General features: G+C 45.2%; 7 protein-coding genes. All 7 read left to right on the top strand.

The window, feature by feature from the left end:
* Positions 1-89: 89 nt before the first annotated feature.
* A complete protein-coding gene (locus ACSQ8O_RS13720) occupies positions 90-1,439 on the top strand; it encodes an ABC transporter substrate-binding protein (protein ID WP_436242116.1) in 1,350 nt (449 codons plus the stop codon).
* Between the two features lie 30 nt (positions 1,440-1,469).
* Positions 1,470-2,387, top strand: coding sequence for a carbohydrate ABC transporter permease (locus tag ACSQ8O_RS13725; RefSeq protein WP_436242117.1), 918 nt, complete (start codon positions 1,470-1,472; stop codon positions 2,385-2,387).
* Positions 2,384-3,214, top strand: a complete 831-nt coding sequence (locus ACSQ8O_RS13730; RefSeq protein ID WP_436242118.1) for a carbohydrate ABC transporter permease — start codon at positions 2,384-2,386, stop codon at positions 3,212-3,214. Before ACSQ8O_RS13725 ends, ACSQ8O_RS13730 begins: the two co-directional genes overlap by 4 nt.
* A gap of 29 nt (positions 3,215-3,243) precedes the next feature.
* Positions 3,244-6,141: a family 78 glycoside hydrolase catalytic domain gene (locus ACSQ8O_RS13735; protein WP_436242119.1), complete on the top strand. Its 2,898-nt coding sequence runs from the start codon at positions 3,244-3,246 to the stop codon at positions 6,139-6,141.
* Positions 6,142-6,177: 36 nt separating this feature from the next.
* Positions 6,178-7,722 (top strand): sugar hydrolase, encoded by a 1,545-nt coding sequence (locus tag ACSQ8O_RS13740; RefSeq protein ID WP_436242120.1) that lies wholly within the window; start codon positions 6,178-6,180, stop codon positions 7,720-7,722.
* Positions 7,723-7,740: 18 nt separating this feature from the next.
* The gene (locus ACSQ8O_RS13745; RefSeq protein ID WP_436242121.1) at positions 7,741-9,405 is read left to right on the top strand and encodes a glycoside hydrolase family 3 protein; all 1,665 of its coding nucleotides are present in this window, start codon (positions 7,741-7,743) and stop codon (positions 9,403-9,405) included.
* Between the two features lie 384 nt (positions 9,406-9,789).
* Entirely contained in the window at positions 9,790-11,631 is a 1,842-nt protein-coding gene (locus tag ACSQ8O_RS13750; protein ID WP_436242122.1) for a right-handed parallel beta-helix repeat-containing protein, read from the top strand.
* Positions 11,632-11,639 lie beyond the last annotated feature (8 nt).

Here is an 11,639-nt window from a genome sequence, read left to right on the forward strand (position 1 = left end):
GATTAAGATTAAAGCACGGGGAAAACGAACTCGCGCCCGAAATTAGCAATCGATTCATCCTAACCAAGACGACTAAGGGGGATTTGAAGATGAGTACAAAGACAACAAAATGGGTTGCCGCAATGTCCACTTCGGTATTATTAGCTAGTGTGGTAGCAGGCTGTGGAACGACATCCACATCATCCGAAGATACAAAAGGAAATGCAACGGATACGGGTACCAAAAAAACAGATGAGAAGGTAACCATCTCACTTCTAATCGATAATACACAGGATTCTGTCAATGTTGCAAAAGGGATTGTCGCGGCATTTGAAAAAAAGTATCCGAACATTCATGTTGAACAAGAGACACGCCCAGGCGGCGGAGAAGGCGATAATATCGTCAAAACCCGTCTAGCTACTGGAGATATGACTGACGTGTTTTTCTATAACAGCGGTTCACTTATGCAAGCGCTTAATCCAGAACAAAATCTACTTGACCTGACAAATGAACCTTTTCAAGCGAATGTGATTGATTCCTTTAAACCAACTGTCTCTTCGAAAGGTAAAGTCTATGCGGGCCCGATTGGCTCAACGATGGCCGGCGGTTGGTTCTACAACAAAAAGATTTATGCTGACCTCGGTCTCTCCGTGCCGAAAACATGGGCAGAATTGATGGCTAACAGTGAAAAAATTAAAGCTGCTGGCATCACGCCTGTCATTGGTTCTTATAAAGATGATTGGACATCACAACTCGTCGTATTAGCGGATTATTACAATGTACAAGCCGCCAATCCGAAGTTTGCGGATGATTATACAGCGAATAAAGCGAAATATGCGACGGATCCAGCGGCACTTAAAAGTTTCGAAAAGCTGGAGGAAATTGCTAAAAAAGGGTACATGAACAAAGATTTCTTAGCAACGACATATGATGCGGGCTTAAAGATGCTAGCGGAAGGCAAAGGCGCTCAATATCCGATGCTATCTTTTGCAACACCAGCGCTGCAGCAGAATTTCCCAGACAAAATGAAGGATATCGGCTTCTTTGCACAACCGGGGGATAGTGCAGCTACGAATGGTTTGACGGTGTGGATGCCAAGTGGTGCTTATATTTATAAAGCAACTAAACATGCGGAGCAAGCGAAAAAATTTGTTGAATTCATCGCTTCTATGGATGGTGTTGCTGCTCAGTCGGCTGCTTCCATGCCATCAGGTCCTTATGCGATTAAAGGTGCAAAGCTGCCAGATAACGTTGCACAAGCAGTGAAAGATATGACGCCATATTTTGACGGTAACAAAACAGCGCCAGCTTTGGAATTCGTGTCCCCAATTAAAGGATCCAGCTTGCCACAAATTACAACGGAAGTCGGCGCAGCTATCAAAACGGGTAAACAGGGTGCAGAGGTTTATGATAAAGATGTTGAAAAACAAGCCAAGCAATTAGGTCTGCAAGGCTGGTAATAAATAAGTTTAATCAGACAGGAGTCGGCGATGCGAAATTCATGCAGACCGGCTCTTTTCTTAAAATTAGGGGTGATCTCAGTGGCCAAGGTATTCAAACGGACGTATTCATATGCTTTTCTTATTCCTGCAGCCATTATCTACTTATTAATTTTTATTTTTCCGACCATTATGTCTTTTTTCTTCAGTTTGACAAGATGGAATTTAACGAGCTGGACGTTTATCGGATTAGATAACTTTAAGATGTTCTTTCAAGAAGCTTCGCTCCTGATCGGATTTAAGAATACCCTCATTTATGCAGTAGTAACTTGTGTGTTAAAGGTTGTTTTGGGATTGTTGCTAGGCGTATTTCTAACTTCAAAAATAAGAGCCAAGGGTTATCTGCGGTCTGTCATATTTTTCCCAACTTTGCTAAGTACCATTGCAGTCGGAATCACATTCAGCATGATGATGCATCCAACACAAGGCTTAATCAATACAGCCTTAGCCGCAATCGGCATTGTTGGTCCAGATTGGTTAGGCGATACACGCATAGCGCTGTTGTCTGTGGCGCTTGTGGATGTCTGGAAAGGTGTGGGCTTCGCTACGGTTATCTATATCGCAGGAATTCTCTCTATTCCACAAGAGTATTATGAAGCCCTGGAAATGGATGGCGGAGGCGCATTCCATAAGTTCTGGAATATTATACTACCTTTAAGCCGACCGGCAACGAATTCAGTCATTATTCTCTCCTTTATTGGTGGCTTGCGCTCCTTCGACCTCGTTTGGGCGATGACCAAAGGGGGGCCAGGATTTACGACTGACCTTATCGCGTCCATTATTTATAAGCAGTATCAAGGCGGTTATTATGGTCTGGCTACAGCAGGAAACGTGATCTTATTTATTGTGGTAACGGCGCTTGCCCTTCCGCTGTATTCCTACCTGAACAGAAAAGAGGCGGAACTATGAGCAGAAAAATAAAAGGCTTAGGTATCGAAGTCATTGCCATTCTTCTGACCATTCTTATCTTTTGGATTCCTTTCTACTTTGTCGTAGTTAATGCACTCAAAGACAAGAAAGAATCTTCCTTATTAAACTTAGCGTGGCCTTCCACAATTCATCTTTGGGATAATCTGAAGGAAGTGATCACCGCCCGGGATTACATGCTATTGCGGGCATTTTACAACAGTACTTTGCTGACCGTCATATCCATTACCGTGTTGATTCTTGTGTGTGCGATGGCAGGCTTTGTGATGCAGCGTAGAAGTGATCGCGCGACGCCATGGCTCAACTTCCTTGTCCTGTCAGGATTAATTATACCGCCGGCTATCGTACCGACGATCTGGGTCTTGAATGGTATTGGTTTGTTCAAAACGCTGCCTGGTCTCGTTCTAGTAGAGGTTGCACTCGGATTTCCTTTTGGGGTCTTGTTGTATAAGGGGTTTATGTCTGGCATTCCTCGTGAGGTAGATGAAGCTGCTGTGGTAGATGGAAGCAGCGGATTTGGACTGTTCTATAGAATCATTCTGCCTCTTCTGCAGCCCGTAACGGCAACGATTATTGTCACGTCATCTGTCGGGATTTTCAACGACTTTACGAACCCTCTGTATTTCTTTCCGGGAGCCAAGAATGCGACTGTACAATTAACTTTGTATAACTTCCAAAGTCAATTTGTCACGCAGTGGAATTTGCTATTTATGAATATTTTACTGATCACGTTACCGCCACTCGTCTTATTCATTTTCTTTAATAAAAAAATTGTAGCAGGTATGACAGCTGGCTCAGTTAAAGGCTAATCATGGGACTTTTGTTGAGGAGGATTACAATGGGGAATTTACAGGTTACGGCATTGAAATGTGAATATAGAACGAATCCGCTTGGTATAGGAGCGCGAAACCCGCAGTTAAGTTGGCAAATTGAATCCGATCGCCGCGGTACGCTGCAGCAAGGGTATCGGATCATAGTAGCTAACGAAGATGGTGATTTTACGAATCCGGTATGGGATACAGGTTATATAGAATCCGATCAGTCGATTCAAATTGTTTATGAGGGGCCGGAGTTGCTATCAAGAGCTCGTTACCTCTATAAAGTTAAAGTCTGGGATAACAGGGGCTGTGAATCCGAATGGAGTGCAATCGCTTGGTGGGAGATGGGCTTGTTAGATCAAGGGGAATGGCAAGCCGAGTGGATCACACCTCACGAAAGTGAGATGGATCCGCAGTCCGAGCCTGCATTTCTGCTTCGCAAGCTGTTTGAGGTGGGAGGAGAAATCCTGTCTGCACGTATATATGCGACGGCTGCAGGCGTTTATGAGCTGTATGTGAATGGCACTCGTGTTTCCGATGAGCTGCTGTCGCCAGGCTGGACGAGTTATCCAACGCGAATGCAGGTTCAAACCTATGACGTAACGGATCTGCTCCAACGCGATGGCAATGGGATTGGCATTCTGCTTGGTGATGGCTGGTACAAAAGCGGGATGGGCTTTGAGAATAAAAACTTTAAATATGGCGAGCGCCGGGCTGCCCTCGCACAGCTGCATATTCGATATCAAGACGGCACAGAAACTGTTGTAGTCACAGATACTACCTGGAAGGCTTCAACAGGAGCGATTCAATACTCGACAATTTACCATGGTGAAACGTATGATGCGCGTTTGGAGCAAGCGGGCTGGAGCTCGGTGAATTTCCGCGATGACGAGTGGATGTCTACACAGATATGTTCGGATGTAAGCCATGATGTGCTAGTGCCTCAAGAAAACGCACCGACGCGTGTAACGGAAATCATACGTCCTATCACATATTTCATAACGCCTGCAGGCGATCACTTACTGGATATGGGCCAAAATATGGTGGGCCGCGTGCGCTTTACTGTAACTGCTCCTGCGGGTACGCAAATTAAGCTAAAGCATGCTGAAGTCTTAGATAAAGAAGGCAATATCTATTTCGGCAACCTGCGTCCAGCGAAGCAGGTCGTGACCTATATCGCCAAAGGGAATGGCCCTGAAACCTATGCACCTTATTTCAGCTTCATGGGCTTTCGCTATGTGAAGGTTGAGGGCTTTCCAGGCCAAGAAAATGGCTTGCCTCTGGATGCTTTTATCGGTGAAGTCATGCATACCGATATGGAGCCGACAGGTGAGTTCGAATGCTCGGATGCCAGGGTGAATCAGCTGCAAAGCAACATTCGTTGGGGCCAACGAGGTAATTTCCTTGACGTGCCGACGGATTGTCCACAGCGTGACGAACGCTTAGGCTGGACGGGAGATGCTCAGGTTTTCATCTCTACGGCGCTATTTAATTACCAAGGCGGTCCCTTCTTCACGAAATGGCTGCATGATATGAAAGCCGAACAAAGACCTAATGGTGGTATTCCCTTTGTTGTCCCAGATGTTGTAGGCGGCGAGAATTCAGCTGCTTGGGGAGACGCTGCGGTGATCTGCCCTTGGACGGTTTATCAATATTATGGAGATAAGCGTCTCCTTGCTGAACAATATGAGAGCATGAAAGGATGGATTTCTTACATCCGATCTCAAGGTGATCAGGAATATTTATGGAACACAGGCTTCCATTTTGGCGATTGGCTTGCGCTGGATGCTAAGGAAAATAGCTACATCGGTGCGACACCAGTTGCGCTAGTTGCAACGGCTTATTATGCGTATTCGACACGTATTGTTCGCGATGCCGCAAGAGCGCTAGGACATGAGGAAGAGGCGCAAGCCTTTGATGAGCTTTACCAAGGCGTAATTCAAGCATTCCGAGATGAATTTATAACGAAAAATGGGCGCGTCGCTGCCCCGACTCAAACTGCGCATATCCTTGCGCTCGTCTTCGATCTCGTGGAAGATGAGGTGCGTGCAAGAGTCGCGAAGGATCTCAATGAACTGATTCTGGATAATGATTATCATTTATCAACGGGCTTCGTAGGCACACCTTACTTGTGCTTCGCGCTTTCGAATAACGGCTATCACGAAACAGCGGTTAAGCTGCTGCTGCAAGAAAGCTATCCGGGGTGGCTGTATTCCGTCTCGAAGGGTGCGACAACCATCTGGGAGCATTGGGACAGCATTAAATCAGACGGCTCCTTCTGGAGCGATGATATGAACTCTTTTAACCACTACGCTTATGGAGCCATCGGAGACTGGATGTATCGCAAAATAGCTGGCTTGGACATGGACATTACTCTACCAGCCTTCAAACGTATTCATATCGAGCCGTTGTTTGGAGGGAATCGTCTCACTTATGCCAAAACCGCACATAACTCCCTATATGGACGCATCGAATCCGGATGGCAAGTGGATCAGGGGCAAATTCAAATGAGGGTTCGTATTCCAGCGAATACAACCGCAGAAGTTATTTTGATAGGAGCCGTAATCGGCAGCGTGCAAGAAGGGGGGCTTTCCCTCGACACCTCGATCCCTGGCATTCAATCCATAAGTGAAGCCGAGCAAGGCGTGCGTGTCCTTCTAGGATCAGGTGATTACACATTTACGTATTCGAATAGCGATCTATTCCGTGTAACGTTTAATGAACATTCGAGAATCAATGATGTGCTGGATCATGAAGCGGCAACAGCAATTTTCAAAACACATATGTCAGCCTTATTCGAAGGTCCCTTTCTTAATTTCGTTCGCAAATCGACGATTAAGCAGTTGGGGGAGAACACGATGACAGGCATAACACGGAAACAAATAGATGCGATGCTTGCGGAATTAGTTCTCATATAAGGTATCTGCAAGATCAGATAGGAGTGTTGAAGAGATATGGGAATTCATCAAAAGTTTGTGGAAATAGCGGAAAAGCTCACTCCCGACTTGCATGAATCTATTGTTTTGCCTAAATCAGTCATTGAGGTTGTAGCGGATGAAGAAGCGTTTCAAGGGTGGAGAACGCAAGAAATGGGGAATATCTCCGCGTTACAATCCAAATCCTTCGGTAAGGATGAAAGTTTCATTCTAGATTTTGGCGATCATCAAGTTGGTTATATCTCTCTTTCGATCAAGTCAGTGGGTAGTCCACAAGATGCCCCGCTTGGGCTGAAGCTAATCTTTGGCGAAATGCCATGTGAGGTTGCGGAACCTTTTGACAGCTATGATGGTTGGTTAAGCAAATCCTGGCTGCAGGAAGAGACGATATATGTTGATGTGCTTCCTACAGTCCTAAAGCTGCCTCGTAGATATTGTTTCCGGTATGTAAAAATGATGATTATCGATACATCCCGTAAGTTTACGGTTTCTTTTACCGATATTCATTGTACGGCGGTTACCTCTGCTGATGTGAGGGAACTAACGCCGCTGCCCGCTAATATTCCAGCAGACTTACAAGCCATCGATGCCATTAGTATCAAGACGCTTCAGGACTGTATGCAAACGGTGTTCGAGGACGGACCGAAGCGGGATCGCAGGCTGTGGATCGGGGATTTACGACTACAAGCCTTGGCGAACTATCAGACCTTTCATCACCATGATCTGGTGAAGCGATGCTTATATTTATTTGGCGGTATGACACTTGATGATGGAGCAGTTGGGGCCTGTGTCTTTGAAAAGCCTAATCCGTTAGTCGATGATACGCGGCTTTATGATTATTCCCTCTTTTTCGTAGCGACGCTATTCGATTATTATGAGGCGTCCAAGGATAGAGAAGCGCTAGTAGAACTATGGCCAGTTGCCCTAGAACAAATACAGATCGGATTAGAGCGACTAGATGAATACGGATTGGTGCGTGATGATGAAACCTGGTGGTGCTTCACGGATTGGCATCCAGAGCTTAATAAACAAGCATCCGCGCAAGCTATTTTGTTGTATTGTCTCAAAAGGGGCCTTGAACTGGCGAAAGAGCTGGAAAAAGATCAAGAAGCAACATTCATTTCAGAACAAATTGATCGTGTGACAAGCAGCGCGCTTCAGCATTTATGGGATGAGAAAACAGGCTTTTTTATAAGTGGAGTAACTAAGCAGGTTTCATGGGCATCTCAGGTGTGGATGGCTCTGGCAGGCGTGTTGAACGAGGAAGAGAATGGTCAATTAATGGATCGGCTATTCGAGTCCCCGCCAGAAATTGGAATGACAACACCCTATATGTATCATCATTTAATTGAGGCTTTATTTGAAAGCGGCAGATCCGAAAAAGCCTTGGAGCAAATAAGAGCATATTGGGGAGAAATGGTTAAAGACGGAGCGGATTGCTTCTGGGAAATCTACAACCCCAATGATAAAAAGCTATCGCCCTATGGCAGTAATTTAATTAATAGCTATTGCCATGCATGGAGCTGTACACCTACGTATTTTATTCGGAAGTATTTACTGTAACTGGAGGTCGTACACGAAATGAAAGATGATCAACTTCGTCAAAAACCATTTTATTTATCAGAGTTTGACGTCTCTTGGGTGAAGGAAACGCGTGATGGACTCAGCTTGGAAGAGAAAGTCGGACAGCTGTTTGTAGTAGTTCAGAAGCCATTTTCACCGGAGCCGGAGGATTTACTCAGCATTAAACCCGGTGGGGTGCATCTCTTCGCGTTTAGTCCTGATGCGACTAAGATTAATCAACAGGCGAAAATAGCGAATATGCAAAGCCGCAGCAAGTTGCCATTATTGGTGACTGGAGATTTGGAATCCGGCGGATTTGGCGGAGCCGTTGACGGCACGAATCTTGGCATGAACATGCAGGTAGCGGCTACGGGAAAGCCAGAGTTGGCGCAGGCATTTGGTAAAGGAATTGAAGTAGAAGGCTCGGCAATCGGCTTTAACTGGGTATTCGGGCCCGTGCTGGATATTAACTATAATTATCAAAATCCGATTGTCAATACGCGTGCCTTTGGAGACACACCTGAAGTAGTAGAAACGTACGCAATCCCAGTTGTAGAGGGTGTACAGGAAACCGGTCGAATGGCAGCCTGCGTGAAACATTGGCCAGGTGATGGCATGGATGACCGCGATCAGCATAAGGTTCTGACCGTAAACGGCATGCCGATGCAACAGTGGCGTGAAACTTATGGGCGAGTGTATCGTTCCGCTTTTGAAGCGGGTGTAAAAAGTGTGATGAGTGCGCATATTGCGCTTCCCGCTTACTATGAGGAGCTTGGCATCCATGATGTTAGAAAGCAGCATACGCCAGGGTCGCTTTCCTATGAACTCAATGTGAAACTGCTAAGAGAAGAACTGGGCTTTAACGGGTTAATCATTTCCGACGCGTCAGCGATGGTCGGCATGACGAGCTGGGGGCCGCGACATGAAATCGTTCCCCAGTGTATCGCCTCCGGTGTGGATATGTTTCTATTCACAGCTGATCTCAAATACGACTTTGAAGCCATGCTTCAAGGAGTCAACGATGGCATTATTACAGAGGAACGTTTGAATGAAGCGGTTACGAGAGTACTAGCACTGAAAGCTTCGTTGGGGCTGCATCTTGAAAGACCAGCGCTGCAGGATTTAGCTTGCGTAGGATCAGATGAGCATGTGAGTTTAGCCCAAGAAATCGCACGAACCTCGGTGACGTTAGTGAAGGACACGCAAAACGTACTGCCCATTTCACCTGAAAAGCATAACAGAGTTCTGCTCATTGCATCTGGGAGTGAAGGCTCATTATTCACAGAGAATGGTGCAGGAGGCAGCGGCTTTGAGCAGATGTTGGTAACGGAAGGGTTTGAAGTGGTCAGAAATTACCACCTCAAACAAGAAGAGAATGACATCGATCTGGTCATTTATGTGACGCAGAAGTCGCCGAGCTTTATGCAGAATTCCCTGCGTATGTCACCTGAGGAGGCGGGAGGTATCTTTACTTGGTATTCTACTTACGTACCAACGCTGTTCATTTCGTTAGGTAACCCGTATACCTTATATGAAATGCCTACGATGCCGACCATGATTAATGGCTATAATGCCTCGGCGATTGTTCAAAGGGAGATTCTAAATTGTTTACTGGGCAAACAGCCCTTCATAGGCACCTCGCCCGTAGATGCGTTTTGCGGATCAGCGTTGGCTAGGCTTTAAAAAAGAGACATCCTCGGATTGCTTCCGATGGATGTTTTTTATTATTATTGGCTATTTTTCACCATAAACGCACCGTCCTCAGAGGACAGCGGAGCCGAATATTTTGATTGTCTTCAAGTTCATGTATTCACCTAAAATAAGGGTATCCAATGTTAAATAAAGGTATTTTTAAATAAGCTTAATTATGGTAAATTGGCGGCACGCCGAACCATCTACATAAAAGCAGCAAAGGAAAGAGGTGATAGAACTACCAAAAACTGAAGTTAAAAGAATTGTTGTAAACGGTTACACTAGACATTCAAATTTACTTCGACCAAAAAAGGAGATTAGATGATGTTAACAAGAAGCATGGGAAAAAGATCCTTGGTAATCGTGATTTTGGTAATGTCCCTTATACTGCTTGCCTTGGGAATCTGCCTTCAGACAGAAGTCAGCGCTGCTGCAACAACCTACTATGTGTCTAACACAGGAAACAACAGTAATCCTGGTACGCTGAGCCAACCCGTTGCTACGATCCAACAAGCTGTAAATATGGCAGGGGTTGCCGGCCCTGGTTCCACGGTTATTGTGAGAGGCGGAACGTACAATATTACATCAACGATTAGTATTACTACTTCAGGAACAAGCGGTAACCCAATTACGATCAAGGCATATTCAGGGGAGACGCCAGTCATTTCTGGTCAGAATACGTACCCGAATCACAGTCTCAGTCTTCAAACTGTTACATATACGGGACCTACCGTTACCAATGACGGAGTAACCTATACGAACGGACAGCAATTCACGCTTTCCTGGAATTCGCTGATGAGTATTACGGCCAATTATATTACCATTGACGGTCTTGAATTGACACAATCCTATGGTGCTGGAATTTATGCCGGTAACTCGGCGACAACCAGATATCATGATATTATCATTCGAAATTCGAAGATTCATGAGAACCGTGGTGAGGCGATACAGGTAGAGAATGTTGATTATTTTACTTTGGACGGCAATAGGGTGTGGGAGAATGCCAATTTTGGACGTTTTAGCAGATTATCAATTGAAATGAACTGGCCTTTAATTGTCATGATCAGAGGCAGTGCCTATGGAACAATCAAGAACAACACCATATACCACAATTGGGGAGAAGGGGTAGGCTTGTGGTACAACACACATGATGTAGTTTTGGAGGATAACGTTATTTATGATAATTATGCTTTGGAAGTCTATGTAGACAAGGCTCACGACGTAATTATACAGCGAAATTTAATCTACAACACGGGGAATGCGATTTATTTCAGGGGTGGAAGTCCAAGTATGGGGATTGCCATAGCGGATGAGCCTTTTCAAAGTTTTACAGCAGGATACAACAGGAAGATTATTAATAATTTTCTGAAAGGGAACAGCAAGAATTTTGCGTATTGGAACACGGGATTAGCTACAGGTACCCGCTTGGATAATGACATCATTGCAGGTAACACTTTTATTGATTCTACAAGTACGAATATATCCATTACTGGCGGTGCAAGCCATGTAAACACAAGGATAGAAAACAATATATTTAAGTCGAACACGGGTGCTTTACAACTTGTAGATCAGAATCCGGGATTGATTTTCTCGAATAACTGTTGGTCCAGCGCAGTTACTGGTGTTGCTTCGAATGTGAATGATGTCATTGGCAATCCATTGCTTGTAGGCGGCACATTCGGACCCGACTATTTCAAACTGCAGGGCACTTCTCCGTGTATTGCTAAAGGGAAGAATAATCTAACCGATGTAGCAGAGGATTACTTCAAGAACGTTAGGAGCAATCCGCCAAGCATTGGCGCATACGAACCTACCATCCTTATGGATAACAGTCATCCAACTGGAATAACTCAGACGGGGATTTGGACGGTCAGTACCTACAGCAGTCAAAGAGTTGGTGCGGACTATCTGCATGACGGGGATACAGCGAAGGGATCCAAGAACGTTAAGTATGCACCTGATTTCGCATCTGCAGGCTCTTATGATGTCTACATGTGGTGGAATGCGGATACGAATCGAGCAAATAATGTACCCGTCACTATAAATCATGCTGGTGGACCAGACAGTATAATAGTCAATCAGCAGGCCAACGGTGGGATGTGGAACTTACTAGGGAGATACGCATTTAATGCCGGGACATCGGGAAATGTGATTATCAGCAATATAGGGACAGCTGGATTTGTTATTGCGGATGCTGTCAAATTTGTGCCTAGATAATTCCAAGC

Source organism: Paenibacillus sp. LjRoot56 (assembly GCF_964253335.1).
Lineage (GTDB): Bacteria > Bacillota > Bacilli > Paenibacillales > NBRC-103111 > Paenibacillus_E > Paenibacillus_E allorhizoplanae.

Excerpts from the sequence above, each read along its gene's own strand:
- ACSQ8O_RS13720 (WP_436242116.1), top strand. The coding sequence starts at position 90 with ATGAGTACAAAGACAACAAAATGGGTTGCCGCAATGTCCACTTCGGTA.
- ACSQ8O_RS13725 (WP_436242117.1), top strand. The coding sequence starts at position 1,470 with ATGCGAAATTCATGCAGACCGGCTCTTTTCTTAAAATTAGGGGTGATC.
- ACSQ8O_RS13730 (WP_436242118.1), top strand. The coding sequence starts at position 2,384 with ATGAGCAGAAAAATAAAAGGCTTAGGTATCGAAGTCATTGCCATTCTT.
- ACSQ8O_RS13735 (WP_436242119.1), top strand. The coding sequence starts at position 3,244 with ATGGGGAATTTACAGGTTACGGCATTGAAATGTGAATATAGAACGAAT.
- ACSQ8O_RS13740 (WP_436242120.1), top strand. The coding sequence starts at position 6,178 with ATGGGAATTCATCAAAAGTTTGTGGAAATAGCGGAAAAGCTCACTCCC.
- ACSQ8O_RS13745 (WP_436242121.1), top strand. The coding sequence starts at position 7,741 with ATGAAAGATGATCAACTTCGTCAAAAACCATTTTATTTATCAGAGTTT.
- ACSQ8O_RS13750 (WP_436242122.1), top strand. The coding sequence starts at position 9,790 with ATGTCCCTTATACTGCTTGCCTTGGGAATCTGCCTTCAGACAGAAGTC.